Source organism: Nitrospirillum guaranorum, assembly GCF_034653275.1.
Classification (GTDB): domain Bacteria; phylum Pseudomonadota; class Alphaproteobacteria; order Azospirillales; family Azospirillaceae; genus Nitrospirillum.
In genome coordinates this window covers 1,787,280-1,813,002 of record NZ_JAYEES010000003.1, presented here as the reverse complement: position 1 = coordinate 1,813,002, position 25,723 = coordinate 1,787,280, and the positions used below count along the sequence as shown (strand labels likewise).

The 25,723-nt window shown below is 67.6% G+C and carries 24 protein-coding genes; 7 read left to right on the top strand and 17 right to left on the bottom strand.

The annotated features are described in order from the left end of the window. The first annotated feature begins 32 nt into the window (after positions 1 to 32). Complete coding sequence (locus UAJ10_RS17275; protein ID WP_322916453.1) at positions 33 to 614, top strand: YdeI/OmpD-associated family protein; 582 nt, start codon at positions 33 to 35, stop codon at positions 612 to 614. Here the strand turns inward: UAJ10_RS17275 and UAJ10_RS17270 are convergent. The 3 genes from UAJ10_RS17270 to UAJ10_RS17260 form a co-directional block, all read right to left on the bottom strand. Beyond that, on the bottom strand, positions 611 to 1,876 hold the full coding sequence (locus tag UAJ10_RS17270) for a hypothetical protein (protein ID WP_322916452.1): 1,266 nt from the start codon (positions 1,874 to 1,876) through the stop codon (positions 611 to 613). The two genes, UAJ10_RS17275 and UAJ10_RS17270, sit on opposite strands and share 4 nt — an antisense overlap. A gap of 100 nt (positions 1,877 to 1,976) precedes the next feature. Next, entirely contained in the window at positions 1,977 to 3,269 is a 1,293-nt protein-coding gene (locus UAJ10_RS17265) for a hypothetical protein (RefSeq protein WP_322916451.1), read from the bottom strand. A 78-nt stretch (positions 3,270 to 3,347) separates the two neighbouring features. Further along, the gene (locus UAJ10_RS17260) at positions 3,348 to 3,785 is read right to left on the bottom strand and encodes an EamA family transporter (protein WP_322916450.1); all 438 of its coding nucleotides are present in this window, start codon (positions 3,783 to 3,785) and stop codon (positions 3,348 to 3,350) included. A gap of 98 nt (positions 3,786 to 3,883) precedes the next feature. Here UAJ10_RS17260 and UAJ10_RS17255 point away from each other — a divergent pair, with 98 nt between their 5' ends. Next, positions 3,884 to 4,234: a TfoX/Sxy family protein gene (locus UAJ10_RS17255; protein WP_322916449.1), complete on the top strand. Its 351-nt coding sequence runs from the start codon at positions 3,884 to 3,886 to the stop codon at positions 4,232 to 4,234. A 3-nt stretch (positions 4,235 to 4,237) separates the two neighbouring features. Here UAJ10_RS17255 and UAJ10_RS17250 read toward each other — a convergent pair whose 3' ends face one another. After that, on the bottom strand, positions 4,238 to 4,543 hold the full coding sequence (locus UAJ10_RS17250) for a hypothetical protein (protein ID WP_322916448.1): 306 nt from the start codon (positions 4,541 to 4,543) through the stop codon (positions 4,238 to 4,240). 506 nt (positions 4,544 to 5,049) lie between these two features. On the opposite strand from UAJ10_RS17250, the gene UAJ10_RS17245 reads away from it, so the two are divergent. From UAJ10_RS17245 to UAJ10_RS17235, 3 genes are all read left to right on the top strand, one after another. Beyond that, a complete protein-coding gene (locus UAJ10_RS17245) occupies positions 5,050 to 5,889 on the top strand; it encodes an isopenicillin N synthase family dioxygenase (protein WP_322916447.1) in 840 nt (279 codons plus the stop codon). Between the two features lie 94 nt (positions 5,890 to 5,983). Further along, complete coding sequence (gene mazG, locus UAJ10_RS17240) at positions 5,984 to 6,820, top strand: nucleoside triphosphate pyrophosphohydrolase (protein WP_322916446.1); 837 nt, start codon at positions 5,984 to 5,986, stop codon at positions 6,818 to 6,820. 12 nt (positions 6,821 to 6,832) lie between these two features. After that, positions 6,833 to 7,609, top strand: coding sequence for an SDR family NAD(P)-dependent oxidoreductase (locus tag UAJ10_RS17235; protein WP_322916445.1), 777 nt, complete (start codon positions 6,833 to 6,835; stop codon positions 7,607 to 7,609). 224 nt (positions 7,610 to 7,833) lie between these two features. Here the strand turns inward: UAJ10_RS17235 and UAJ10_RS17230 are convergent, their stop codons facing one another. Both UAJ10_RS17230 and UAJ10_RS17225 read right to left on the bottom strand, forming a co-directional pair. Beyond that, positions 7,834 to 8,286, bottom strand: a complete 453-nt coding sequence (locus UAJ10_RS17230; RefSeq protein WP_322916444.1) for a DUF6265 family protein — start codon at positions 8,284 to 8,286, stop codon at positions 7,834 to 7,836. Beyond that, positions 8,283 to 9,308: an alpha/beta fold hydrolase gene (locus tag UAJ10_RS17225; RefSeq protein WP_322916443.1), complete on the bottom strand. Its 1,026-nt coding sequence runs from the start codon at positions 9,306 to 9,308 to the stop codon at positions 8,283 to 8,285. The genes UAJ10_RS17230 and UAJ10_RS17225 overlap by 4 nt, the downstream gene beginning before the upstream one ends. A 402-nt stretch (positions 9,309 to 9,710) precedes the next feature. Here UAJ10_RS17225 and UAJ10_RS17220 point away from each other — a divergent pair, with 402 nt between their 5' ends. Beyond that, entirely contained in the window at positions 9,711 to 10,511 is an 801-nt protein-coding gene (locus UAJ10_RS17220) for a glycosyltransferase family 2 protein (protein ID WP_322916442.1), read from the top strand. A 3-nt stretch (positions 10,512 to 10,514) separates the two neighbouring features. Then, on the top strand, positions 10,515 to 11,216 hold the full coding sequence (locus tag UAJ10_RS17215) for a glycosyltransferase family 32 protein (RefSeq protein WP_322916441.1): 702 nt from the start codon (positions 10,515 to 10,517) through the stop codon (positions 11,214 to 11,216). Here the strand turns inward: UAJ10_RS17215 and UAJ10_RS17210 are convergent. The 11 genes from UAJ10_RS17210 to UAJ10_RS17160 form a co-directional block, all read right to left on the bottom strand. Beyond that, positions 11,213 to 13,633: a S9 family peptidase gene (locus UAJ10_RS17210; RefSeq protein ID WP_322916440.1), complete on the bottom strand. Its 2,421-nt coding sequence runs from the start codon at positions 13,631 to 13,633 to the stop codon at positions 11,213 to 11,215. The two genes, UAJ10_RS17215 and UAJ10_RS17210, sit on opposite strands and share 4 nt — an antisense overlap. Positions 13,634 to 13,670: 37 nt before the next feature. Then, positions 13,671 to 14,696 (bottom strand): hypothetical protein, encoded by a 1,026-nt coding sequence (locus tag UAJ10_RS17205; protein WP_322916439.1) that lies wholly within the window; start codon positions 14,694 to 14,696, stop codon positions 13,671 to 13,673. 111 nt (positions 14,697 to 14,807) lie between these two features. Further along, a complete protein-coding gene (locus UAJ10_RS17200; protein ID WP_322916438.1) occupies positions 14,808 to 15,659 on the bottom strand; it encodes an inositol monophosphatase family protein in 852 nt (283 codons plus the stop codon). A gap of 166 nt (positions 15,660 to 15,825) precedes the next feature. Next, complete coding sequence (gene groL, locus UAJ10_RS17195; protein ID WP_322916437.1) at positions 15,826 to 17,475, bottom strand: chaperonin GroEL; 1,650 nt, start codon at positions 17,473 to 17,475, stop codon at positions 15,826 to 15,828. A 134-nt stretch (positions 17,476 to 17,609) separates the two neighbouring features. Beyond that, on the bottom strand, positions 17,610 to 17,897 hold the full coding sequence (locus UAJ10_RS17190) for a co-chaperone GroES (protein WP_145616338.1): 288 nt from the start codon (positions 17,895 to 17,897) through the stop codon (positions 17,610 to 17,612). A gap of 231 nt (positions 17,898 to 18,128) precedes the next feature. Then, positions 18,129 to 19,493, bottom strand: a complete 1,365-nt coding sequence (hflX, locus tag UAJ10_RS17185; protein ID WP_463667867.1) for a GTPase HflX — start codon at positions 19,491 to 19,493, stop codon at positions 18,129 to 18,131. Between the two features lie 127 nt (positions 19,494 to 19,620). Beyond that, positions 19,621 to 19,869 (bottom strand): RNA chaperone Hfq, encoded by a 249-nt coding sequence (gene hfq, locus UAJ10_RS17180; RefSeq protein ID WP_322916436.1) that lies wholly within the window; start codon positions 19,867 to 19,869, stop codon positions 19,621 to 19,623. Positions 19,870 to 20,014: 145 nt separating this feature from the next. Further along, on the bottom strand, positions 20,015 to 20,701 hold the full coding sequence (locus UAJ10_RS17175) for an HAD family hydrolase (protein WP_322916435.1): 687 nt from the start codon (positions 20,699 to 20,701) through the stop codon (positions 20,015 to 20,017). Beyond that, positions 20,698 to 21,582, bottom strand: coding sequence for a D-amino-acid transaminase (locus tag UAJ10_RS17170; RefSeq protein WP_322916434.1), 885 nt, complete (start codon positions 21,580 to 21,582; stop codon positions 20,698 to 20,700). Before UAJ10_RS17170 ends, UAJ10_RS17175 begins: the two co-directional genes overlap by 4 nt. Positions 21,583 to 21,647: 65 nt before the next feature. Then, positions 21,648 to 23,051: a nitrogen assimilation response regulator NtrX gene (gene ntrX, locus UAJ10_RS17165; RefSeq protein ID WP_322916433.1), complete on the bottom strand. Its 1,404-nt coding sequence runs from the start codon at positions 23,049 to 23,051 to the stop codon at positions 21,648 to 21,650. Positions 23,052 to 23,068: 17 nt separating this feature from the next. After that, on the bottom strand, positions 23,069 to 25,297 hold the full coding sequence (locus tag UAJ10_RS17160; protein ID WP_322916432.1) for a sensor histidine kinase NtrY-like: 2,229 nt from the start codon (positions 25,295 to 25,297) through the stop codon (positions 23,069 to 23,071). Between the last annotated feature and the right edge of the window lie 426 nt (positions 25,298 to 25,723).

Genomic DNA, 25,723 nt, shown 5'->3' with positions numbered 1-25,723 from the left:
AAGAACTAAAGATAATCGGTCGGGAGGACCGCATGACCCATTCCAAGGTCGACGCCTATGTGGAGAAGGCCGGCAAATGGCGCGAGGAAGTCGCCAAGCTGCGGGCCATCGCGCTGGATTGCCCATTGGTGGAGGACTTCAAGTGGGGCCATCCGTGCTACACCTCCGGCGGCGCCAACGTCGTCCTGATCCACGGCTTCAAGGAGTATTGCGCCCTGCTGTTCTTCAAGGGCGCGCTCATGAAGGACCCCAACGGCATCCTGGTCCAGCAGACGGAGAATGTGCAGGCCGGCCGCCAGATCCGCTTCACCACCAGCGGTGAGATCGCCCAGCTGGCGCCAACGCTGAAGGCCTACATCCTGGAGGCCATCGCCGTGGAGAAGGCCGGCCTGAAGGTGGATTTCAAGCCGACCCGGGAATTCGCCGTACCCGAGGAATTCCAGAGCCGCCTGGACGGCGACCCCGCGCTGAAGGCGGCGTTCGACGCCCTGACGCCCGGCCGGCAGCGCGGCTACCTGCTGCACTTCTCATCCGCTAAACAGGCCAAGACCCGGATGGCGCGCATCGAGAAAAGCGCCCCCCTGATCCTGGCCGGCAAGGGGCTGGATGATTAGTCGGCGACGATGCGGGCGCGCAGATCGGCGTGGGTGAAGCGCAGCGCGTTCTCCGGCACTTCGGACCAGGGGCCGATGAAGTCGCCGGCCATGTAGTGGAAGCCGGCGCCATCGGCGTACGAGGCCATCAGGCTGGTGTCCACGCCCTCCACCCCCGCGTGCACGCGCAGGCGCAAGGCCTCGTGTGAGAAGCGCGACAGCTCCGGCCCCCAGCGCTTGGGCGAGGCACCCGGCGGCAGCAGCATGGTGACGATGTAGACGCCGGCCGCCGCCAAGGCCGGCAGATCCTGGCAGCCGCTTTCCACCACGGCGATGACCACGCGGCTGAACTGTTTCAGGAACGCCACCATCTCGGTCGCCCGGCTGACCGGCACGCCCTGGGGGAAGCCCACGACGTGGAAGGCCAGGAACGCCACCAATTCCTTCGGAACGGCCTGCAAGGCCGCCAGGTATTCGCGCCGGCGGGCTATGCCGGCCAACGTCTCGAAATGCACCGGCACGGACAGGAAACAGCGGAACTGGTTGCGGTACAGTTCGCCGTAGACCTCCATGGTCTGGCGCAGCACGTCCAGGTCCAGGCCCAGGATCTGCTGCATGTCCTGCGGATCGGCGGCACAGTCATAGCCCCACAGCGGCAGGCGCCCCCGGCGGGGCCGCATGGCACGGGCGAGGTAGATGGACAGCACCTCCTTGCGCACGTCCCAGATGGGCCTATAGACGACCTGCACCGGCTCTTCCTGCGGGGCGGCGTGGGCCCACCAGGGATTGGCCTTGTCGGCGCTGCTCTCCGCCGCCACCGCCGCCCCCGCCTGCGAGGCGGCGCCCGCCAGCATTTCATGCAGGCTGTTGCTCTGGAACAGCAGTTCGCCGTCCATCTCATGCACGGCGGAATGGACGCGCACGGCGGCGGTGTCGACATCGCCCAACAACAGGCGCTGCAGCTGTTCCACCACCTTGGCGCAGACCAGGCCCGCCTCCATCCGGCCCAACTGGTGGAAGACGACGATATAGCCCTCCTCCCCATGGCGGAACCAGGCGTCCCGGGGGTTCAGCATCTGCCGCAACAGGCGCTCCGTCAGCATGTGCACCCGGTCGGCCACGCGGGGCCAACGCGCGCCCAGGCGACTGCGCAGGCTGTCCAGTCCCACCATGTGCAGGCTGCCGGCGGCGGCCTGCGTCTGAGCCTGGAAAATGGCGCGCAACTTGGGCGCCGCCTCGGTGAAGTGCCCGCCCGTCTCTTCCCGCTGTGCCAACCCGTCCATGACTGACAATCCCGAAAACTCCCCATCCCCAAGACTTCAGATTGCCCCTCCGCTGGTTAAGAAGGGGTTGCCGCCGGGATGATCCGCAGCCAGCCAACGATCAGCCGCGTGGACGTTCAGGTCCCCGGCTCGCGTCCATGCGGGCTTTCAGATCGGAGCGGGTGAACCGCAGGGCGTTCTCCGGAACCTCGGACCAGGGGCCGATGAAATCGCCGGCCATGTATTGGAAGCCGGCCTCATCGGCGTAGGAGGCCATTATGGCGGTATCCACGCCTTCGACGCCCGCGCGCATGCGCAGGCGCGTGGCCTCATGTGAGAAGCGCTTGAGTTCCGTTCCCCAATGCCGGGGTGAGGCGCCGGGCGGCAGCAATATGATGGCGATGTGGACGCCGGCCGCCGCCAAGGCCGGCAAATCTTGGGAGCCGCTCTCCACCACGGCCGTGACCACCCGGCTGAATTGCTTCAGAAGGCTGACCATCTCGGCCGCGCGACTGGACGGGATGCCCTGGGGCAAGCCCACCAGATGGAAGGCGAGGAAGGCCAGCAGCTCCCGTGGGATGGCCTGAAGGGCGCACAGGTATTCCCGCCGCCGTCCCACGCTGGCCAGCGTCTCGAAATGAACCGGCACCGAAAGGAAGCAGCGGAACTGGTTCACATACAGCTCCCCATACACTTCCATGGCCTGGCGCAGCACCTCCAGATCCAGGGCCAGAATTTGCTGCATGTCGCGCGAATCGTTGATGCAATCATAACCCCACAAGGGCTGCCGCCCCCGGCGCGGCCGCATGATGCGCGCCATGTAGATCGACAGCGCCTCCTTGCGCACATCCCAGATGGGCCGGTAGACGACCTGCGCCGGCTGCTCCTGCAAGGCGGCATGGGTCCACCAGGCGCTGGCCTTGCCCGTTTCCACCGCCGTCGCGGCCGCCGTCGACTCCGCCGCCTGCGCGGCGGCGCCCGCCAGCATGTCGTTCAGGGTGTTGCTTTGGAACAGCAGTTCGCGGCCGACCTGATGCACGGCGGAGTGCACGCGCACGGCGGCCGTGTCGACATCCCCCAGCAACAGGCGCTGCAATTGTTCCACCACCTTGCCACACACCAGGCCGGCCTCGCGCCGGCCCAGCTGGGCGAAGACGACGATGTAGCCCTCCTCCCCATGGCGAAACCAGGTGTCCCTGGGCGTCAGCAACTGCCCCAACAGGCGTTCCGCCAACATGTGCACGCGGTCCGCCACCCGCGGCCAGCGGTCCCCCAGCCGCTCGCGCAGGCTATCCAGCCCGACCATGTGCAGGCTGCCGGCACAGGCCTGGTTCTGCGCCCGGAAAATGGCGCGCAGCTTGGGTGCCGCCTGCAAGAACTGTTCGCTCGACTGTTCCAGGTCCAAGCCGTCCACAAAACACCCCCCGTTGAAAATTCTTCATTTTTATCGCCATAGGATGGTGTGGAAGCTGTTAAGAAACCCTTACCCATCTCATCCCCGCAAGGCCACCAGCACCGCGCCCAATGCGATGAAGGCCACGCCCAGCCAGTTGGGCAGGCTGAGCCTTTCGCCCAGGAACAGCGCGCCGAACAGGGCCACCAGCACCACGCTCATCTTGTCGATGGGCGCCACCCGCGCCGCCTCCCCCAGCTTCAGCGCCCGGAAATAACAGAGCCACGACCCGCCGGTGGCCAAACCGGACAGCACCAGGAACAGATAGCTGCGGGCCGATACGCTGCCCGGCGGCTGCCACTGCCCGGTGACGGGCAGCAGGGCCGCGATGACCAGCAGGATCACCGCCGTCCGGACCAGCGTGGCGAAGTCGGAGTTCACCCCCTCCACCCCCACCTTGGCCAGGATGGCGGTCAGCGCCGCGAACAGGGCCGACAGCACGGCCCAGAATTGCCAGGTCAGATGGGGGGAGTTCATGGGGTCGCCCTGCGCCGATGTCGGGCCTTCATCCTGCCAGCATCTGTCACGCCGGGGATGCTAAATTCCCCGTTACCAGCCTAACGACAGGGACCCTCATGGCGCACGATCCCAAAACTCTCCAGGCGGCGATGGCCGCGGCGGTGCCGGATCTGGAACTCACCTACAAGCCCATGTTCGGCGGCATCCTGGCCTATGCCGGGGGCAAGCCGGTGGCCTCGCTGTCCGACGTCGGGCTGGCGCTGAAGCTGGCGGGGGCGGACCAGGCGGCGCTTCTATCCTTGCCGGACGCCAAGCCGCTGCAGTACGGGCCGGACCAGCCGGTGAGCAAGAGCTATGTCGTGGTGCCCGACGACCTGCTGGCCGACGCGGCCGCCTTGCGCGACTGGGTGCACAAGGCGGCCCAGGCGGCCGCGAAGGCGCCGGCCAAGAAAGTGAAAAAGGCCTGAGACCTACTTGCGCCGCTTCACGTCGCCCTCGGCCATCGTCATGTAGCCGGGGGCGCCGGGGGGCAGCATCTCGAACTTCACGTGCAGGGTGCCGGCGTCCACCTTGGTGTAGCCCAGGCGGAAGCCCGGTGTGGCGGCCGTGGCGTCGGCCAGGAAGGCCACGCTTTCACCGGCCGCCACCTGGGCACTGGTGTAGTGGATGGTGTGCTGGCCATCCAGGTAATCGGCATGCAGGGTGCCGTCCTGCGGATAGATCAGCATGATCTGGTCGAAGCCGGCGCCCGGCACCGGCTTGCCGTCCTTGCCCACCAGAATCCGTGTGGTCCCGGCGCAGCAGCCCGCCACCGCCGGCCACGGCCTGGATGGTGGAGGTGCCGCGCGCCGTGCCGCCGTCCGCCGTTTTGCCCCCACCGCTCCAATCCCCCAGCAAGAAGCCCAGCGGCGCCAGGGCCGGCGCCAAGGTGGGGGGATTGGAGGCGGGCGGGTTGGAGGCGGACACGCCCTGGCCCGCCAGGGCGGCGGTGGAGGCCAGCATCAGCGCGGCGGCCGGGAACAGACGCATGGGGCACCTCCGGATAGGGAGGTTGAACTTCACCATACCCCTGCAAAAAACGGAAACACTCTCCAACATCTGCGTGGTTGACGGCGGGCCGCCCGCCTGCTGATAGTCGCCGAAATTCGACATGGCTGCCCGCGGCCGGCCTTGATCCTTAAAACAGTCCCTGGCCCGCGGCCCGGGGGCGGATGTAACGGCGTCCGCATGCCATCCCCTTTTCCGCAAAGGCGGGGAGGACGGGCGCCTTCAGGGAACACCCATGTTCGATATCGCCAGTGTTGATTGCACCGAGTCCACGGCCCCGGCCGAGTTTGTGCGTTCCATGCACGAGACCGGCTTCGCCGTGCTGCGCAACCACCCCATTGATCCGGCGCTGATCGACCGCCTGTACAAGGAATGGGCGGCCTTCTTCGCGTCGGACTCCAAGATGGACCACCTGTTCTCGCCCGAGACGCAGGACGGCTATTTCCCCTTCCGGTCGGAAAACGCCAAGGACAGCCCCATCAAGGACCTGAAGGAATTCTATCACGTCTATCCCAACCGGCCCCTGCCGTCGGGCGTGAAGGAAGCGACCGAGGCCATGTACGCGGCCTTGACCCAGCTGGGCGCCGACCTGCTGGGCTGGCTGCAGCAGCACACGCCGGACGGGGTGAAGGCGAAGTTCTCCGTGGCCCTGCCGGACATGATGATAGGCAGCACGCAGAGCCTGTTCCGCGTGCTGCACTACCCGCCCCTGGCCGACGGCTTCGAACCGGGCGCCGTGCGTGCCGCGGCGCACGAGGACATCAACCTCATCACCTTGCTGGTGACGGGCAGCGAGCCCGGCCTGCAGGCCAAGGACACGGCCGGCAACTGGCACGACGTGCCCTGCGACGCCGGCATGATCGCCGTCAACGGTGGCGACATGCTGAAGGAGGCGTCGGGCGGCTACTTCCCGGCGACCACCCACCGCGTGGTGAACCCGCCGCCGGAGCACAACGTCTCCCGCTATTCCATGCCCATGTTCCTGCATCCCCGGCCCGACGTGCGCCTCAGCGACGCCTACACGGCGGGGGAGTATCTGGACCAGCGGCTGCGTGAGATCGGCCTGAAGAAGTGATGTCGCATGCCGCCGGGCCGGTGGCCTCGGGCGCATGGTTCGGTGTAGGAAGGGGGGCCATCCGGCTCCCCTTTCGCCTTTCCGGGACCAGCCCATGACCGACCGCCCGTCCGCGACCGCCCCCATCGACCGCCTGCTGGCCATCATGGCCAAGCTGCGGGACCCCGACGGCGGCTGCCCCTGGGATTTGGAACAGGACTTCCCCACCATCGCTCCGCACACCATCGAGGAGGCGTATGAGGTGGCCGACGCCATCGAGCAGGGCGACATGGCGGCGTTGAAGGAGGAGCTGGGCGACCTGCTGTTCCAGGTGGTGTTCTACGCCCAGATGGCGAGCGAGCGGGGCCTGTGGAACTTCAACGACATCACCACGGCGCTGAGCGACAAGATGGTGCGCCGCCACCCGCATGTGTTCGGTGAGCAGGTCGGCGCCGTGGCCGACGCCACCGACCAGGTGAAGAATTGGGAAGCCCAGAAGGCGGGGGAGCGCGCGGCCAAGGCCGCCGCCAGCGGCGCCAAGGCCTCCGCCCTTGACGGCGTCATCAGCGGCCTGCCGGCCCTGACCCGGGCGGTGAAGCTGCAAAAGCGCGCCGCCCGCGTCGGCTTCGATTGGACCCAGGCCAAGGAGATCCTGGACAAGATCGAGGAGGAGATCGGCGAGCTGCGGGCGGAGATGGAGCACGCGGTGCCCGAGAAAGCCCGCATGCAGGATGAGCTGGGCGACCTGGTGTTCGCGCTGGCCAACCTGGCGCGCCACATCGACGTGGATCCCGAAACCGCCCTGCGCGGCACCAACGCCAAGTTCGAGCGGCGCTTCCGCCAGATCGAGGCCTGGCTGGCGGAGGGCGGGCGCGGCCCCGGCGATGCGACCTTGGAAGAGATGGAAGCCCTGTGGCAGCAGGCCAAGGGCCTGGAACGCCAAAGCAAATAAGGAGGCAATCTTATGAGTTACGCCCCGCCCCACATCCCCGCCATCGTCCTGATCTCGGGCGCCACCGGTGACTTCGGCACCGCCTTCGCCCGCCGCTTCGCGGCCTTGGGCAGCCGCCTCATCCTGACCGGCCGCAATACGGAGAAGCTGAAGGCCCTGGCAGTCAGCCTGGACGTGCCCACCCACACCCTGGCCTTCGATGTGCGCGACCGCAAGGCCATGGAGGCGGCGGTGGCCAGCATCCCGGCCGACTTCGCCGAGATCGACCTGCTGATCAACAACGCCGGCCTGGCCCTGGGCATGGAACCAGCACAGAAAGCCAACCTGGACGACTGGGAAATCATGGTCGACACCAACGACAAGGCGTTGGCGATCATGACCGGCCTGATCCTGCCCGGCATGGTGGAGCGGGGACGCGGCCACATCATCAACCTCAGCTCCACCGCCGGCAGCTACCCCTACCCCGGCGGCCATGTCTATTGCGCCTCCAAGGCCTTCGTCACCCAGTTCAGCCTCAGCCTGCGGGCGGACCTGCTGGGCACCGGCGTGCGCGTCACCTCGGTGGAGCCGGGCATGGTGGAGACCAGCTTCAGCCTGGTGCGCTTCAAGGGCGACGCCGAGAAGGCCGCCAAGGTCTACGCCGACACCACGCCGCTGACGGCGGAGGACGTGGCGGAGTCGGTCACCTGGGCCGCTACCCTGCCCCCGCACTTCAACGTCAACCGCGTGGAAATCATGCCGACGGTCCAGGCCCCGGCCGGCCTGGCTGTTCACCGGTTCAAGAAGTAGGGAGTTTCAGGAAATCTCCCTCAGTCGCCGGGCGCCCGCATCCGTGGGATTGGTTTCTTCCGTTCCACCACGTTCCGCGGAAAGGTCCGGCGGACGCGGTCGCGTCCTACAGCGGTGTGAGAAAATCTCATACCGCTGGTTCCAGTGCTGGGGGCCGTCGGTGGCGGCCTTGGTGCAGCCGGCAACCTGCCCAACGGCCAGCTGGAGCTTGACGGGGCGGCGGCCTAACGGTCTTGCTGAAGGCGGTAGCTCCATTGATCGAGCGCGCTGCCATCGATCTTCATGATCTTGACATGGATGACGTCGCCGACGCGCCAATAGTGGATGCGCTGAGGGTAGCTGTTGGCGGGGTTTTCGAACGTCATGCCCAGGGGTTCGCGGGCGGTCTCGGTAAATGGGATCGGCGCGCGGCCATTCACGAACACGTTCACCTGGGCTTTGGGCCCGTCCACCGCGATCGTGACAAGTTCGATCGTGCGGCTTTTGCCATCATGAACGGTCTGCGAGGTCCCGACCTTGACCCCGCCAAGCGCAGGTCCCCAGACTTCACAGGTCTGCTCCGGCTTACCCGCCTCCGTGCACCAGCGGCCATTGAACCAGGCCAGCGGATCCGTGTCCTGCGCAAGCGCGGGCGAAGCTAGCAACACGGCGACCGCGGCGATGCAGGGCGCTCTCACTTCGACACCGCGCGAACAACGTCGAGAACCGCGTCGATGACAGCCTGGGGCCTGTTCAGCTGGACCAGATGTCCCGAACCGTCGGCCACGCGCCGCTCCCCATGCCGGGAAAGCCCAGCCAGCGCCTTGTGGCTGTCAGTCCAGTCCGCCCGCAGCGCCGGATATTCCTCCTTGGCCTCGGGGGCCCACAGATCTGGCTTTCCCGCGCTGACCACGATCAGGGGCAGATCGCCATAGGTCCTGTCATTCTTCACGACGCGTTCTCCATTGGGCTCATACTCCTCGAAAGCAGAAGCTTGGGTGCGCAGTCGTGCGGGATCGGCATCGAGACGAGCCAGAACCGATTGCGCCTTTTCCGGAATTTCCGGGAAATAGACGAAGCACGGCGGCGCCGGCGCGCCGGTCTTGACGCGTCCGCCCTCCACGCCGCTCGCGCAATCGCGCAGTCGCTGAGCCTCGCCGGCGAGATAGGTCCGATCCGCGGCGGCGGCCTTGGGCCCGACGGCGGCTTCACGCGCGAGATCGTGAGGCCGCACCGGATCGACCAGGACGATCCCGACGACATCGCGCGGATGACGATCGGCGAAGGTCAGGACCTCGTGCGCTCCGGCGGAATGGCCAACCAGCACAAACGGCCCCTTCACGCCCGCGACCTCCAAGGCGCGCTCGAGATCGTCGGTGGTCTGGCCGACGGTCTGCGGTGCCTTGGCGTCGGCGTCGCTGAGCCCGAAGCCCGCGCGATCCCAGGCGCAGGCGCGCGTCACCTTCGCGACCTCGGGCTGCACCTTGGCCCAGGTGGCCGACCACCCGCCCAGGCCCGCCGTGAACACCACGGTGGGTGAGCCCTGTCCCAGGCACCGGAGATGGACACGCCGCGCGCCGTCGACAGGAACCAGGCCCTCGGGCGCGACGTAGTCGGCCATCGCCTCAACCACCGGTACGTCCTTGATGACTTGTGCGCGCGCATTGACCGTAAGGCCAGCAAGACACAGTCCTATGGCGGCGCCAACAACAGCTTTCATGCTTCCTCCCGAAGCGTTGCAGGGCATCAAAGCGAGAGCTGCCCAGACGCCGCATGTAAAGCGCGGGCCTGGACTCGCAGACACTGGCACCGAATTCTGGCCGCAGTGTGCTTAACGGCAGCCAGGAAGTTTTCGGGTCGTTTATCGTAGAGGGTTGCGATGCCACGCAACTGTTTTGATCTGGTTGAGGAACCATTCCACCAGATTCCTCGAGGCTCACCGTTTGGGAAGCCTTGACTCACGACAGACCGCGAACGGCCAGCGGATTTATGAGTTCACGGCCTGAACCGATAAGCGATCAGGCCCGCCTTGGCATCCCACCGCCAGTCTGAGAGACTGGGGCAGGGTCCTAGGCGGGCCGTTTTCATTCAGGGTGTTCCTTTCGCGTTTTTGGGGGGCCTGATGGCCGAGTTGCCGTTTTTTTCCGTCATCGTGCCCACCCATAAACGGGCGGTCCTGCTGCGCCGGACGCTGGCGTCCATCAATGCCCAGCGCGAGGGCGTGGGCGGGGTGGAGATCCTGGTGGTGTCCGACGCCACCGATGGCGACACCGATGCCGTCTGCGCCGAGTTGTTGACCCCCGCCGACATGTACGTGCGCCGCAACGGTCCGCCCGGCCCGTCGGCCAGCCGCAACATGGGCCTGAACCTGGCCAAAGGCAGTTACATCATCTTCCTGGATGACGACGACGCCTGGTACGAGGGCTTCCTGGCGGCCTTGAAGGACCAGCCGGCGGTGCGCCAGGGCCTGCCCGTCTATTTCAACTGCGCCATCGTGAATGAGCGCCGGGGGGCGGACGCCGCCATCCTGTCGGAGGGGGGCGTCGATATGGCCGGCCGCCTGACCGATGAGATCTACCTGAAGAACCAGATTCCCGTCTGCTGCTTCGCCTTCCCGCGCGCCCTGCTGGCCGGGCTGAAGTTCGACGTGCACATGCGGGCGTATGAGGACTGGGAGTTCATGCTGGCGGTCTATGCCCGGCAGAAGGCCCAGCACGTGCCGGTCATCGGCGCCCGCATCTTCAAGGACAGCGGCGCGGAGTCGGAGCGGCGCGGCGTCAGCCAGCAGTCCCACGACTACAACGCCGTGTTCGACTACCTGTACGTCTACCGCCGCCACAAGGCCCCCGACGCCGACCTGGGACAGCGGCGCGCCGCCTTGCTGAACAGTTTCAACATCCCCGTCACGCCCGAGATGGTGTGACCCGTGCCGCACGATCTGGACGCCCTGGAGTACCGCACCCTGTTCTGCCTGTGGACGGGGCATGAGGAGATGTCGGACGACCGCCTGCGGGCGCTGTGGACCATCTTCCGCACCACCGGCTGCGCCGTCGCCTTCCTCAACCGCGACACCCTGGGCGAGTGGGTGAAGCCGGCGCACCCGCTGCACCCCGCCTGGCCCTACCTCAGCGCCACGCACAAGGCGGACTATCTGCGCTGCTATCTCATGCACCACTACGGCGGCGGCTACACCGACATCAAGACCACGTCGAAGGCGTGGGGCCCCTTCTTCGAGCAACTGGCCCAGTCCGACAAGCTGGCCCTTGGCTATCAGGAACTGGCCAACGGCGTCGCCCCCATCGATGGACCGTTGGGCGATGAGCTGCGCCGTTCCTATGCCGACCTCATCGGCCTCTGCGCCTTCATCTTCCGCAAGGGCACGCCCCTGACCGCCGCCTGGCTGGCGCGAACGGAGGCGCTCTTAGACCAAAAACTGCCGGAGCTGCGGCGCCACCCGGCCATCCACCCGCTGGACCGCCAGGGCATCCTGCTGCCGGACGGCACGCCCTCACCCTATCCGCTGAAATGGACGGAGCTGCTGGGCGACATCTTCCACCCCTTGGTCTACGAGTTCCGGGAGCGGATCCTGCAAGCCCCCCTCCAGCCCAGCTTCATCCGTTACCGCTAGCCGTTACCACCAGCTGTCGGCATGGCCGCCGCCGTGCTGGCGCGGGCGTTCCAGTCGGGCGCGTCGGCGCCGCCCAGCGCCTTGAGGAAAAAGCCGTACTGCTTGCGCAAGGCGTAGCGGATGGGCCCGGTGGAGCGGCCGGCGGAATGCCCCTCGCCCGGCACCACCAGTAAATCGAAGGTCTTGTCCGCCTTGATGAGGGCGTTCACCACCTGCATCGTGGACGACGGGTCGACATTGTCGTCCAGTTCGCCCACCACCAGGGCCACCTGGCCCGTCAGCCGGTGGGCGTTGTCGACGTTGGAGGATTGGGCGTAGCTCTCATCAACCGGCCAGCCCATCCACTGCTCGTTCCAGCTGATCTTGTCCATGCGGTTGTCGTGGCAGCCGGCATAGCAGAACGCGGCCTTGTAGAAGTCCCCGAAGAACAGCAGCGCGGCCAGCGAGCTTTGCCCGCCGGCGGACCCGCCGTAGATGCCCACGCGGGTGATGTCCAACTGCGGATACTGCGCGGCCGCGGCCCGCCACCACTGGATGCGGTCCGGGAATCCTGAGTCCCTCAGGTTTTTCCAGCACACGTCGTGGAAGGCCTTGGACCGGTTCATGGTGCCCATGCCGTCGATCTGGGCGACGATGAAGCCCATCTCCGCCTGGGCCTGCATGCCGATGACCTTGTCGCCGCCGGAATGGAAGCCGAAGGGCCAGAAGGTCTTGGGCACGAAGCTGTCGTGCGGCCCGGCGTAGATGTTCTCGATGACCGGATAGCGGCGGCCGGGGTCGAAGCCCAGGGGGCGGACGATGACGCCCCAGATGTCCGTCTTGCCGTCGCGGCCCTTGGCCTTGAACACCTCCGGCGGGCGGAAGCCGGCGGCCAGCAGGCGGCTGATGTCGCCCCGCTCGATCTCCGCCACCAGGGCACGGTCGGTGGTGCGGCGCAATTCAATGACCGGCGCCATGTCAACGCGGGAATACGTGTCGACGTAATAGGCCAGGTCGTCGGACAGGCTGACGTCGTGATAGGCGTCGGCGGTGGTCAGCGGCACCAGGTTCCGCCCGTCGAAATCCACGCGGTAGAAGTGCTGGAGGTAGGGATCCTCGCCCGGGCGCATGCCGCCGGCGGCGAAATAGATCTGCCGGCGGTCGTCATCCACCTTGGCCACATGGCGCACCACCCAGTCCCCCTTGGTGATCTGGGTCTTCACCTTCCCCGTCCGTCCGTCGATGAGATAGAGATGGGCCCACCCATCCCGCTCCGACAGCCAGATGACCTCGGCACCGCCCTTCTTCACGTCATGGCGGAAGCGGCGTTCGTTGTTCACGAAGGTGGCCGCCGTCTCCGTCACCACGGCGCGGGACAGGCCGGTGGCGGCGTCGATCTCGATCACCCGCACCATCTGGTGGCCCCGGCGGGTGTACTCGAACACCACGGTGGCGCTGTCGGCCCGCCACTCGAAATCCGTCATCAGGTAGGGGTTGGGGAACAGGGCCGCGTCGATGTCCAGCTTCCGGCCGGGCGCGCCGGCGCGGGGCATATGGAACAGCACCGGCTGCTCCTGGTCCACGGCGTCGCCCGGCTTGGGGTAGAGCTGGGTGTGCAGCTTCGGCTCGATCTGGTCCTTGGGCGAGGACTCCACCTTGTGCACATCCCGCCGGAATCCGGGGCGCACGCGGTAAATCGCCAGCTTGCGCGAGTCCGGTGACCAGGCGATGGTCTCGCCATCGTAGAAGTCACCCTCGCTGCCGTCGGTGCTAAGCGGCGTCACCGTGCCGGTGGCGACCTCGCGCAGCGCCAGGTTCTGGTTCAGGATCAGCGTCTCCCACCGTCCGTCGGGGGAGGTCTTGGGGCCGGTGTCGCCCGGCCGGGCCAGGTCGCGCACCACGCCGAAGCCCCGGGGCCGGCGGCCGCCCTCCTCCGGCTCCCGCTTGCAGGCATAGTCCGACAGCCGGCAGGACCATTCCGCCTCCTCCCACTCGAAGGTCAGGGTCTGCCCGTCCTCGCCGAAGCGCGCGCGCTCGAACGGCAGATGCAGGCCGGTGAAGCTTTGCCCGGCGACCTTGCTGAACTCCGCCGCCAGCCGATCATGGTCGAAGGCGGGCTCCTTCCGCAGGGTGGCGGCATCGACCGTGGTGAACTGAAAGCCGCCCGGCACGGTCTTGCGGTACAGCAGGCGTCCGCTCTTGCCCACCCAGCGGGCGGGCCAGGCCACATTCTCCGTCAGGCCCATCCAACGGTCGCGCAGGGACAGCGCGCGCTCATAATCCGCCTCGGTCGGCACCGGCCCGGCGGCGGGCGCCGGCCCAGCCCCTGCGGGAAACGGCGCGGCCACCCCGACAGTCTCCACCGCCGCGCGGGCGCCCAAGGCATGGGCCCCGGCGGCGGCGGCAGGCAGGGCGGCGATGAACGAACGACGGCGCATGAACGGCTCCCCATGATTGGAGACGCCATTTAAGAATTTATACAATATCCCATTCAAGGGATTTCTGAGCGGCAGCCAATCTGTCCCTGACAGCGCCAATGAATTCCCGGGGCTCGTCGACGGAGAAGGCCAGCCTGGTCACGGCCAGGGCGGGCCGCAGGACGCGGTGGCGCGTCTCCGGCACCACCAGGGTCAGCGCCACATTGGGCGCCACCAGCCGGCAGAGGTTCTCCGGGCCGCGCCGTTCCAGACCGTCGGCGGCACCGACATGCGCGATAGCCTCATAGGGGACCAGCCGGTCGGCCAGCAGGCCGAAGCGTATCCGGACGCCTTGCGGCGTCAGGAGCACCGGATGCAGGCGGAAGGACTTGGTGAGACCCAGCAGGTAGATGAATCCGACATCCCCCACGGCGAACAGGACCAGCGCCGCCGTGCGGTGATGAATGCCCAGCGCCACATCCATCACCACGATTTCCATGACCTGGGCCGCCAGCAGGCCCCCCATTAGGGGCGTCAGGTCGCGGTGGTAGCCATAGGCCTGGCAGCCTGGCGGTACGTCCGGCGGCGCGCGCCAGCGAAACAGGGCCAGATGCAGCAACGCCAATTCCTTAGCCACAAGCTGGGCGAGCGGCGGCGGAACAAAGCACGCGGCGGCAGCCTCCAGCTTCGCCACACCGGGGCGGCGCAGGACATCCCAGGCACCGGCCGCCCCATAGAGGAGATGCCCGCCAACCAAGGTGGCCACCACAGCGACAACCCAGGGCATGTCCGCCAGGGCTGAACGCAAGGGCGGCGTCAGGCCAAGCACACCACCGACCAGGCCGAGGGCGATGGCGGCCAGCACCACCCGCGCCGCCGGCGGCCGGCCCAAACGCATCCGCTCCGCCACGATCAGGCCGGTGGCCAAGCCGTCCGCCGTGATCCACAGGAACAGCAGGGCCGCCAGACCGGCGTGCGCGACCGCCCACGGCGTGCGAATGGCCAGGGAGGCCGCCGCGATGATTGGAAGGGGCGCCAGCCTCACAAACGGGGCGACCGTCGGAAAGAGGGCGCGTGTCGTCATGATCGCAGGGCCTTCCAGTCGGTATATCAGGCCCAGGATATCATGGTTGAGGTGCTGAGGCGGGAGCGTCACGGATGATCGTGGCTCGGGCCGGGACGTCCGGCCCACCGATCACGCGTCGAACAGCACCGAATACAGCGCCTGCCAGCTGGCGGCGTCCGGGGCCATCAGCAGGCCGCCGGTACGATCCGTCGGGCGGTAAGGGCTGGCGTCCAGCTTGGCGGCGTGGCCGCCGGCCTCGGCATACAGGAACGCGCCCGCCGCGTGGTCCCAGGGCTTGATCATGTTGTTAAGGCTGAAGTGCGCCTGGCCCGTCAGCAGGTCCAGATAGTCGTGGGCGGAACAGCGTTGGGTGTAAGCCTCGGCCACGCGTTCCCGCCGCTGGGTCAACTGGCGACGCATATCACTGTCGAAGAAGCGGATGTTGGCGATGCCGCGCATCTGCTCCACCGCCACCGGCGGCAGGGCGACGCAGCGGGTGCCGGCCTCGGCGGCGGCGGCGCCCACCAGCCAGGCGCCCTGCCCCAGCCGGCCGCGCACGGTGCGCCGTCCCACGGGGTCGTGAATCCAACCGGCGACGGTGCGGCCATGGGCGGCCAGGGCGACGATGACGCCGAAGCGCGGCTTGCCGGCCACGAAGTTGGCGGTACCGTCGATGGGATCGACGATCCAGACGGGATCGGCACCCAGCAACCGATCCAGCACGCCGGGATCGGCCGAGACGGCCTCTTCCCCCACCACGGTGCTGCCGGGCAAAAGCGCCGTCAGCCGGGCGGTCAGCGCCCGTTCCGAGGCCTCGTCCGCCACGGTCACAAGGTCGCCCGGCCCCTTCTCCCGGATGTCGCCGCCGTCCAGGTGCTGGAAGCGGGGCAGGATTTCCGTTTCGGCCACGGAACGGATGATGGCGTCGACAGCGGCCAAGTCGATGGCGGGAACGTCGGTCGCAGGCAGGGGCGCGGTCATGGGGACATCTATGGTTGGCGGCGGCGGTCGTGCCCCCTAGGAATAGAATCGATAGGGCGAACCATAAAGCCCCAAAAAGAAAAAGGGACCGCCCATGGCCGAAACCAGCGGGCGATCCCTCTTCAAAACGCGGCCGGAAAGCCGGGCTTAAGGATGGCGCAAGGGCTTAGAAGCCCATGCCACCCATACCGCCCATGCCACCCATCCCGCCGCCTTCCGGCAGGGCCGGCTTGGGCTCGGGCTTTTCGGCGACCATCGCCTCGGTGGTGATCAGCAGGCCGGAAACGGACGCGGCATGCTGCAGGGCGGTGCGGACCACCTTCGTCGGGTCGATGACGCCGAACTTGAACATGTCGCCGAACTCGCCGGTCTGGGCGTTGTAGCCGAAGCCGGCGTCGTTGTTGTCCAGCAGCTTGCCGACGACGATGGAACCGTCGGTGCCGGCGTTGAAGGCGATCTGCCGCACGGGCGACTGAAGGGCCTTGCGGATGATGTCCACGCCCACGCGCTGGTCGTCGTTCACCGGCTTCACGTTGGCCAGCGACCGGGTGGCGCGCAGCAGGGCGGTGCCGCCGCCGGCCACCACGCCCTCTTCCACCGCGGCGCGGGTGGCGTGCATGGCGTCGTCAACGCGATCCTTGCGCTCCTTCACCTCGACCTCGGTGGCGCCGCCGACGCGGATGACGGCAACGCCGCCCGCCAGCTTCGCCAGACGCTCCTGCAGCTTCTCACGGTCGTAGTCCGAGGTGGTCTCCTCGATCTGCGCCTTGATCTGGCCGATGCGGGCCTCGATGTCGGCCTTGGCGCCCACGCCGTCCACGATGGTGGTCGCGTCCTTCGTGATCACCACCTTCTTGGCGGTGCCCAGCATATCCAGCGACACGTTCTCAAGCTTGATGCCCAGGTCTTCGGAGATGACCTGGCCGCCGGTCAGGATGGCCATGTCCTCCAGCATCGCCTTGCGGCGGTCGCCGAAGCCCGGGGCCTTCACGGCGGCGATCTTCAGGCCGCCGCGCAGCTTGTTCACCACCAGCGTGGCCAGCGCCTCGCCTTCCACGTCTTCCGACACGATCAGCAGCGGACGGGTGCTCTGCACCACCGCTTCCAGCACCGGCAGCAGGGGCTGCAGGCTGCCCAGCTTCTTCTCGTGCAGCAGGATGTACGGGCTTTCCAGCTCGGCCGTCATCTTGTCGGCGTTGGTCACGAAGTACGGCGACAGGTAGCCGCGGTCGAACTGCATGCCCTCGACGACTTCCAGCTCGGTGTCGAAGCTCTTGGCCTCTTCCACCGTGATGACGCCCTCGTTGCCCACCTTTTCCATGGCGCGAGCGATCATCTCGCCAATCTCGGCCTCGCCGTTGGCGGAGATGGTGCCGACCTGGGCGATCTCGTCGGAGGTCGAAACCTTGCGCGACTGGCCCTTAAGGTCGTCGACGATGGCGGTCACCGCCAGGTCGATGCCGCGCTTCACGTCCATCGGGTTCATGCCGGCGGCCACGGCCTTCACGCCCTCGCGCACGATGGCCTGGGCCAGCACGGTGGCGGTGGTGGTGCCGTCACCGGCGACGTCGTTGGTCTTCGAGGCCACTTCGCGCACCATCTGGGCGCCCATGTTCTCGAACTTGTCGGCCAGCTCGATCTCCTTGGCGACGCTGACGCCGTCCTTGGTGATGCGCGGGGCGCCATAGCTCTTGTCCAGGACCACGTTGCGGCCTTTGGGGCCCAGGGTCACCTTCACGGCGTCGGCCAGGATGTCCACGCCGCGCAGCATACGGTCACGGGCATCCGTGTTGAACTTCACGTCCTTGGCAGCCATTTTTGAATTCCTTTTTCGTTTCCCTCAGGCGCCGGGCGGCCACATCCGTGGCCTTGGCTATCCTCGCTGCGCCCTACGGTACTCGCTCCGGCGGCCCCGGTCGGGGCCTAGGGAAGATTGTTGGGCGCTGTTTCTTATTCCAGGACGCCGAGCAGGTCGGACTCGCGCATGATCAGCACGTCCTTGCCGTCGATCTTGGCCTCGGTGCCGGACCACTTGCCGTACAGCACCTTGTCGCCGGCCTTCACGCTCAGGGCGACGATCTCGCCCTTCTCGTTGCGGGCGCCGCTGCCCACGGCCAGGACTTCACCCTGCTGGGGCTTTTCCTTGACGGTATCGGGGATGATGATGCCGCCGGCGGTCTTCTGATCCTGCTCGATGGGCCGGATCACCACACGGTCGTGCAGGGGCCTGAAACTCATTTGGAACCTCCAGAAATGGGCGCCGGCCCCTTCTCTTGAAGCGGACCGGCGTCGGGTGGCCGGCACCTTAGAGCAGATCGTGCGAAGGCGGAACCGCCTTGGCACGTGAATTTGCTCGCAGACAGACTCAGCCATAGCCGGCTGTCGTTCTGACTTAACGCAGCCGGCTATGGCCCAACCGCCAAGGCGGCCGGAAGCGCGGATGCGCGGGCGCGGTACGAATGGCGGGGGTCAGGACGCCTGGGCCTGCCTGTCCGGGGCAACCCGTTCGGCAAGCGGCGGGGTCTCGGTCACGGAACAGGCCGGGAAACGATCACGGAAGCGGGCCACGTCCGCCGGCTCCAGCGCCACCGTCAGGTGGGCGTTGTCGTCGTCGTCCTCGCGCTCCGTCACTTCGCCCTTGGCATAGAGCCAGGCCATGGCGGCGCCGTCGCTGACCGGCACGCTGACCTTGACCACGTCGCGGCCCGCCACCATGCGGCGGTCCAGGACGTTGAACAGGCTTTCCAACCCGTCGCCGGTCAGGGCCGACACGGCCACCAGGCCATCCGGCCGGCGGCTCTGGCGCACCAGGGTCTCACGGTCCAGGGGCGGCAGCTTGTCGATCTTGTTCAGGACCTCGACCACCCGGGGATCGGTCTCCGCCTCGATACCCAGCTCGGCCAGCACCGTTTCCACGTCCCGCTTCTGCGCCTCGCTGTCCGGGTGGGCGGCGTCGCGCACATGCAGGATGATGTCGGCGGCCAGCACCTCCTCCAGGGTGGCGCGGAACGCCTCCACCAGATGGTGTGGCAGGTCGGAGATGAAGCCCACCGTGTCCGACAGGATGATCTTGCGACCCGACGGCAGGACGATGGACCGCATGGTCGGGTCCAGCGTGGCGAACAGCAGGTCCTTGGCGAACACGTCGGCCCGCGCCATGCGGTTGAACAGCGTGGACTTGCCGGCGTTGGTGTAGCCGACCAGCGCCACCACCGGATAAGGCACGCGCTCGCGCGCCTTGCGGTGCAGGCCGCGGGTGCGCCGCACCTCCTCCAACTCCGCCTTCAGCTTGATGATGCGGTCGCCGATAAGGCGACGGTCCATTTCCAGCTGGCTTTCGCCAGGACCGCCCAGGAAGCCGAAGCCGCCGCGCTGGCGTTCCAGGTGGGTCCAGGACCGTACCAGGCGCGAACGCTGGTAGGTCAGCGCCGCCAGTTCCACCTGCAGCTGGCCTTCGCGGGTGCGCGCACGCGCCCCGAAAATCTCCAGGATCAGGCCGGTACGGTCGATGACCTTGGTCTTGAGGTCGCGTTCCAGGTTGCGCTGCTGAACGGGCGACAACGCATGGTCGACGACGACCAGGCCGATGCCCAGCTCGGCGACGCGCTTGGCCGCCTCTTCCAGGTAGCCGCCGCCCAGCAGGGTGGCGGGTTTGGGCCGCGTGACGCGCACGCACTCCGCCGCCACCACGTCCAACTCAATTGCGGCGGTGAGGCCAACGGCCTCTTCCAACCGCGACTCCGGCGGACGTTTGTCGTCGAGTTCTTCGCGCAGGATGGGATGGATCACCAGGGCGCGCCGGGCGGATTTCTCCGCCGGCGCCGCCTCCGGCAACCCCTCTACGTTCAGGGGAGAAAGGGGGGCGGGCTCATCCGCCGGACGATCCGTCACAGCGCCGCCGTCCTTCCCGTCAACCGGCCGAACCGTCCCATCAAGGGATGGGGCCGACTGTTTACGCGTATCAATCGTGGTCGCCTTCCTTGGCCAATTCGAACAACTGGATGGGGTGGGCCGGCATCACGGTCGAGATCGCATGCTTGTAGACCAGCTGCGAATGGGCGTCGCGGCGCAGCAGCACCGAGAAATTGTCGAACCAGGTGATGATGCCTTGCAGCTTCACGCCGTTGACGAGGAAGACCGTCACAGGGGTCTTGTTCTTCCGCACGTGGTTCAGAAACACGTCCTGAACGTTTTGCGACTTTTCGGACATTGCATGCCTCGCTCTTTATTGGGGCCCTCTATGGAGCGCCCGGGATTGCCTTTTCGGCGGTTATGGAGCCGTGCGTGAAAGTGCCGGCGGCCCCAGGCACACCCCGGGGCGTCCGCCATCCTAGCACAGGAAGTGATATGGGGTGCTAGAGCCCATCCACCAAGGTGCAAAGTTCGTCACAGCCGGCAAAGCGGTGATGCGGCGGGTAGACGCTCAGCGCCCCCTCCCCATGCGGGGTGGCCCCCACCATCAGGGGTACGCAGCCTGTGCGATGGGCGCATTCCATGTCGACGTCGGCGTCGCCCACGAACCAAACGTCCGGCCCCGGGGCCAAGCCCGCCGGCCGCAGCGCCAGATGCACGGGCGCCGGATGCGGCTTGTCGGCCTCGGCGTCGCCGGCTCCCACCAGGGCACCGCACCAGCGGTCCCAGCCCAGGGCCTGGGCCTCGGTGCGCAGGAAGCGGCCGGTCTTGTTGCTGACCACGCCGACATAGACGCCGCGCGCGGACAGCGCCTCCAGCAACTGGCCCGCCCCCGCCAGCGGGTCGAGGTAGTCCAGGTGGTGGGTCTCGAAATGGGCGTAGAAGATGTCCCGCGCCCGTTCCCAACCGTCCCCGAACAGCGCGGGAAAGGCGTCGCGCAGGCTCTGGCGCACGCGGGTGTAGCTTTCCTCCAGCGTCCAGGCGGGCATGCCGAAGGCTTCCAGCGCCGCGTTGGTGGCGGCATGGACGCAGCGCCAGTTGGTGATCAGGGTGTTGTCCCAATCGAACAGCACGGCCTTGGGCAGGGCCAAGGCGGGAACGGACAAGATATCGCGCGCGGTCACGGTCACAGCTTGGTCACCATCGGGGCAATCACAGGGTCGGCCACACCCACATGCGCCAGATAGGCCTGGCGCAGGCGGCGGCCCAAGGGGCCGGGCACCCCGTCACCCACTGGCTTGCCGTCGATGCGGGTGACCGGCACGCAGAAGGTGCTGGCGCTGGAGATCAGGGCCTCGCGCGCAGCGTACGCCTCTTCCACCGTGAACGCCCTCTCCTCGAACGGGATACCCGCCGCCTCGGCCTCGGCCAGCAGTGACAGGCGGGTGATGCCGTTCAGGATGCGGGTGCTGGCCGCACGGGTGACCAGCACCCCTTCCTGGGTGACGATCCAGGCGTTGCTGGAGCAGCCCTCGGTCACCGTGCCGTCCGGGTCGACCTGCCACGCCTCGAAGGCGCCGGCCTCGGCCGCCCGCTGCTTGCCCAGCACCTGGGGCAGCAGCGCCACCGACTTGATGTCGCGCCGGGCCCAGCGGATGTCGGGGATGGTGATGACCGACACGCCCTTTTCCAGCTGCTGCGGCGCGCTGAACTTGGTGGAGCGGCAGGTGACCACCAGCGTGGGCACCGGATCCGCCGGGAAGCGGAAGTCGCGCGGCGCCTCGCCCCGGGTGATCTGGACATAAACCAGGCCATTGCGCACCCGGTTACGGCGCGCCACCTCCCGCATCACGAAACGCAGGCTCATGGGGTGCATGGGCCAGGGCAGGTCCAGCTCGTTCAGCGAGCGGGACAGGCGGGCCAGATGGCCATCTTCGTCGGCGAAGACGCCGTCGACCACCGACACCACCTCATAGACACCGTCGGCGAACTGGAAGCCCCGGTCCTCGATATGGACATGGGCGCCGCCGTGGGCGACGTAGCGACCGTTGACATAGGCTGTCCGCGGCATGGGCTGAACCTCACCTTAAATCTTAAGAAGCGATAAATATTGTTTCTATAACAATATCTTGCCTCTTATTCCTCACCCTTACCATCGCCGCGATCGTTGCCATGCACGCCCAGCGACTTCAGCTTGCGGTGCAGGGCCGAACGCTCCATGCCCACGAAGGACGCGGTGCGGGAGATGTTGCCGCCGAAGCGGGTGACCTGGGCCAGCAGATACTCGCGCTCGAACACCTCGCGGGCATCGCGCAGCGGCAGGGACATGATCTCCCCGCCCTTTTCCCAACGCAGCACCGTCGGGGTGATGGAGCCGATCTCCGGCGGCAGCATGTCGGCGCGGATGGGCTCATCGGGGTCGCCCGGCACCATGATCAGCAGCCAGTCCATGACGTTGCGCAGCTGGCGCACGTTGCCCGGCCATTCATAGGCCTGCAGGGCCGCCATGGCGTCCTCGCCCAGGACACGCTGCGGCAGTCCCGACGCGGTGGCGGAGCGCTGCAGGAAATAGCGCGCCAGCAAGGGGATGTCCTCCCGCCGTTCCCGCAGCGACGGCACCTTCAGCGGCACCACCGCCAGGCGGTAGTACAGATCCTGGCGGAACTGCCCGGCCTCGATCTCCGCCGCCAGGTCGCGGTTGGTGCTGGCGATGACGCGGACGTCCACCTCCACCCGGGTGCTGCCGCCCACGCGCTCGAAGGTCTGCTCTTGCAACACGCGCACGATCTTGCCCTGGGTCTCCAGCGGCATGTCCGCCACCTCGTCCAGGAACAGGGTGCCGCCGTGCGCCTGCTCGAAGGTGCCTACCTTGCGGCCCGCCCCGTCGATGGGATGCTCCGTCCCGAACAGCTCCACCTCCAGCCGGTCGGGCCGCATGGTGGCGCAGTTCAGCGCCACGAAGGGGCCGTCGGCGCGCCGGGAGTGTTCATGGATGATGCGGGCCACGATCTCCTTGCCGCTGCCCGGCGGGCCGCTGACCAGGACGCGGCTGCCGGTGGGCGCCACCTTGTCCAGCGACTGGCGCAACTGGTTGATCATCAGCGACCGGCCGATCAGCTCCACCTCGCCGCCGGCGCGCAGGCGCAGCTCGCGGTTCTCGCGACGCAGGCGCGCCGCCTCGATGGCGCGCTCCACCAGCAGCAGCAGGCGGTCGGACTTGAACGGCTTCTCGATGAAGTCGTAGGCACCCTTCTTCAGGGCGGCCACCGCCGTCTCGATGGTGCCGTGGCCGCTGATCATGACCACCGGCACGTCGGGGTGGTCGCGCTTCATCTCGTCCAGGATCTGCAGGCCGTCCAGGCGGCTGCCCTGCAGCCAGATGTCCAGGATGATCAGGCTGGGCCGGCGGGCGGCGACGGCGGCGAGCGCCTGGTCGGCGTCCGCCGCCTCGCGGGTCTTCATGCCTTCGTCTTCCAGGATGCCGGCGATCAGCATCCGGATGTCGGCCTCGTCATCGACGATCAGAATATCATGCGCCATGGGTCAACGCCTTTGGGTCAAACGCCTTTGGGGGCACTGGTCCCGGCCACCAGGACCGGGGCCAGGACCGGGGTGGCGGCCGTTTCCGCGTCCTGCGGGGCGGCCGCTTGCACAAGCGGTAGGATCAGGGTGACGCGGGCGCCGCCGCCGGGGTTGTCATCCAGCCCCAGGGTGCCGCCATGGTCTTCCAAAATCTTCTTCACGATGGCCAGGCCCAGGCCGGTGCCCTTGGCCCGGGTGGTGACATAGGGTTCCGTCAGCCGGTCCCGGCCCTCGCTGGGCAGGCCCCTGCCGTTGTCGGCGATGGTCAGGACGATGTGGTCGTCCATGGTCTCCACCTTCAGGGAGATATGGCCCGGCGGGGAGTCGTGGCCACCGGCCGCATCCTCCTCCATCCGTCCCTCGATGGCCTCCACCGCGTTCTTCAGCAGGTTGGTCAGGGCCTGCGAGATTTGGCGGCCATCGCACTCCACCTCCACCCGCTCGGGCGGCAGGATGCTGTCGAACTTGATGCCGGACTGGGCGGTCGCTTGCAGGAACACGGCCTGGCGGCACAGCTCCTGGATGTTCTGCGGCTTCATCACCGGCGTGGGCATGCGGGCGAAGGCGGAGAACTCGTCCACCATGCGGCCGATGTCGTCCACATGGCGGACGATGGTGTCGGTCATGGCTTTGAAGGTCTCCGGATCGCTCTGGATTTCCTTCAGGTACTTGCGCCGCAGGCGCTCGGCCGACAGCTGGATGGGGGTCAGCGGGTTCTTGATCTCATGCGCGATGCGGCGGGCGACATCGGCCCAGGCGGCCTTGCGCTGCGCCGACAGGAGTTCCGACACGTCGTCGAAGGTGATGACGAAGCCGCGAATGCCGTTGCCGCTGGTGTCCGCCGCCACCCGCACCAGCAGGGTACGCTGGGTGTTGCCCCGGCGGATCTGCACCTGCCCCTCCACCAGGCGCGACGGGCGCCGGCGGATGGCGGACATCAGCTCCTCCAGCTCCGGCACCACGGCCAGGATGTCGCGCCCCATCATCTCGTGCACGTCCGGGATGTCCAGCAGTTGGGCCGCCGACTGGTTGGGCAGGTTGATGAAGCCCTGCTCGTCCAGGCCGATGACGCCGGCGGACACGCCCGCCAGCACCGCCTCGGTGAACCGGCGGCGCAGATCCAGCTGGCGGTTGGCCTCCACCAGGTCGCTGCGCTGCGAGGACAGCTGGCTGGTCATGCGGTTGAAGGCGCGGCTGAGCGAGGTCAGCTCATCCTCCGGTCCCGGCAGGGTCTCCGGCACACGCGCCGTCAGGTCGCCAGTGCGGATGCGCTCCGCCGCGATGATCAGCGCGCTGATGGGCGTGATGAGGGTGTTGGCGAAGTTCAGGCCGGCCCAGATGGCCACCAGCAGCAGCAGCAACGAGACGATGATGAAGATCAGCGTCATCTTGGTCTGCAAGCCGAAGCGCTGGCCCTCCAGCTCGGTGTATTCGCGCACCGCCGTCTGGGCGGCGTTCAGGTGTTCCATCACCTTGGCTTCCACCGGGCGGCCCAGCAGCAGGAAGATGTCGAAGTCCGGATCCAGGCGGATCAGGGCGGTGACGCGCTTCTCCTTCTCATTGAACTCGAAGTCCACCTCGCCCTTGCGCGCCCGCTCCAGCCGTTCCTTGGGCATGACGTCGGGCTGGAAGACGGAGCCCAGGGTGTAACTGCCGTACTGCCGCCCCTGCCCGTCGAAGATCACCGCCTCGGTAAAGGAGCGCTGGAAGGACTCGTTGCGCAGGAAGGCGTAGATGAACAGCGGGTCCAGGGTGACCAGCGGCCCCTGGCGCGCGGCCAGCAGGTCGTTCGCGACCCACGAGGCGTCGTTGCGGATGGCGATCTGGTGTTCGTCCAGATAGGCCTGGGCCACCACCAGGCTTTCATTCACCGCCGTGCGCACCCGGTCGCTGAACCAGGACTGCAGGCCCAGGTAAAAGAAGAAGGCGGAGAAGGCGGCCATGACGATGGCGGGCAGCACGGCCAGCAGGCTGAACACCGCCACCAGCCGCACATGCAGCCGCGACCCGGCCAGGCCCCGGCGCCGCTCGATCCACAGGCCGACGATGCGCCGGGCCATGAGGGCCAGCAGCATCAGCAGCAGCGCGCCGTCCAGCGTCAGCAGCAGGCTGACCGTGTTGGGACTGTTGCCGAAGGGCGGCTGCTGCGTCAGCGCGGCGTAGGTGGCGAAGCCCGACAGCACGGCGGCGAAGGCCAGGGCCACCGCCAGCTTGTTGCCCAGGCCCAGGCGGGCCGACCAGACGGACAGGCGCCGCCACCAGCTGTCGCTCTTGGGGCCCTGGGGGGAACCTGCGGGGCGGCCGGGGGGCTGGGCGGCGTGATCAGCGCCGGAGGGACCTCGGTCATGGCCGCACCGTCATGGGCGCGATGATCAAGGCTGGCGCCCGGGGCGGCGTCGCTGCGATGGGATGTGAGACCGCATTGAAGGCGAAACGAAGCACGGTTCCTGCCAGGCCGGTGGTTTGCACGGCGCAAACGCCACCCCCGGCGCGGAGGTGGTGCGGACAACATCCGTCAAGCGACGCCGGTCCGGCCAAAACCGGAGGGGCATCGCCCGGCAGGGGCTGCTGTTGCCCGGGCGCCCACCTCTGTTACCAGAATGCCACGCGTGTTTCCAGCCGTCCGTCTT

Excerpts from the sequence above, each read along its gene's own strand:
- UAJ10_RS17275 (WP_322916453.1), top strand. The coding sequence starts at position 33 with ATGACCCATTCCAAGGTCGACGCCTATGTGGAGAAGGCCGGCAAATGG.
- UAJ10_RS17270 (WP_322916452.1), bottom strand. The coding sequence starts at position 1,876 with ATGGACGGGTTGGCACAGCGGGAAGAGACGGGCGGGCACTTCACCGAG.
- UAJ10_RS17260 (WP_322916450.1), bottom strand. The coding sequence starts at position 3,785 with ATGAACTCCCCCCATCTGACCTGGCAATTCTGGGCCGTGCTGTCGGCC.
- UAJ10_RS17255 (WP_322916449.1), top strand. The coding sequence starts at position 3,884 with ATGGCGCACGATCCCAAAACTCTCCAGGCGGCGATGGCCGCGGCGGTG.
- UAJ10_RS17245 (WP_322916447.1), top strand. The coding sequence starts at position 5,050 with ATGTTCGATATCGCCAGTGTTGATTGCACCGAGTCCACGGCCCCGGCC.
- mazG (WP_322916446.1), top strand. The coding sequence starts at position 5,984 with ATGACCGACCGCCCGTCCGCGACCGCCCCCATCGACCGCCTGCTGGCC.
- UAJ10_RS17235 (WP_322916445.1), top strand. The coding sequence starts at position 6,833 with ATGAGTTACGCCCCGCCCCACATCCCCGCCATCGTCCTGATCTCGGGC.
- UAJ10_RS17225 (WP_322916443.1), bottom strand. The coding sequence starts at position 9,308 with ATGAAAGCTGTTGTTGGCGCCGCCATAGGACTGTGTCTTGCTGGCCTT.
- UAJ10_RS17220 (WP_322916442.1), top strand. The coding sequence starts at position 9,711 with ATGGCCGAGTTGCCGTTTTTTTCCGTCATCGTGCCCACCCATAAACGG.
- UAJ10_RS17210 (WP_322916440.1), bottom strand. The coding sequence starts at position 13,633 with ATGCGCCGTCGTTCGTTCATCGCCGCCCTGCCTGCCGCCGCCGCCGGG.
- UAJ10_RS17205 (WP_322916439.1), bottom strand. The coding sequence starts at position 14,696 with ATGACGACACGCGCCCTCTTTCCGACGGTCGCCCCGTTTGTGAGGCTG.
- UAJ10_RS17200 (WP_322916438.1), bottom strand. The coding sequence starts at position 15,659 with ATGACCGCGCCCCTGCCTGCGACCGACGTTCCCGCCATCGACTTGGCC.
- groL (WP_322916437.1), bottom strand. The coding sequence starts at position 17,475 with ATGGCTGCCAAGGACGTGAAGTTCAACACGGATGCCCGTGACCGTATG.
- UAJ10_RS17190 (WP_145616338.1), bottom strand. The coding sequence starts at position 17,897 with ATGAGTTTCAGGCCCCTGCACGACCGTGTGGTGATCCGGCCCATCGAG.
- hfq (WP_322916436.1), bottom strand. The coding sequence starts at position 19,869 with ATGTCCGAAAAGTCGCAAAACGTTCAGGACGTGTTTCTGAACCACGTG.
- UAJ10_RS17170 (WP_322916434.1), bottom strand. The coding sequence starts at position 21,582 with ATGCCGCGGACAGCCTATGTCAACGGTCGCTACGTCGCCCACGGCGGC.
- ntrX (WP_322916433.1), bottom strand. The coding sequence starts at position 23,051 with ATGGCGCATGATATTCTGATCGTCGATGACGAGGCCGACATCCGGATG.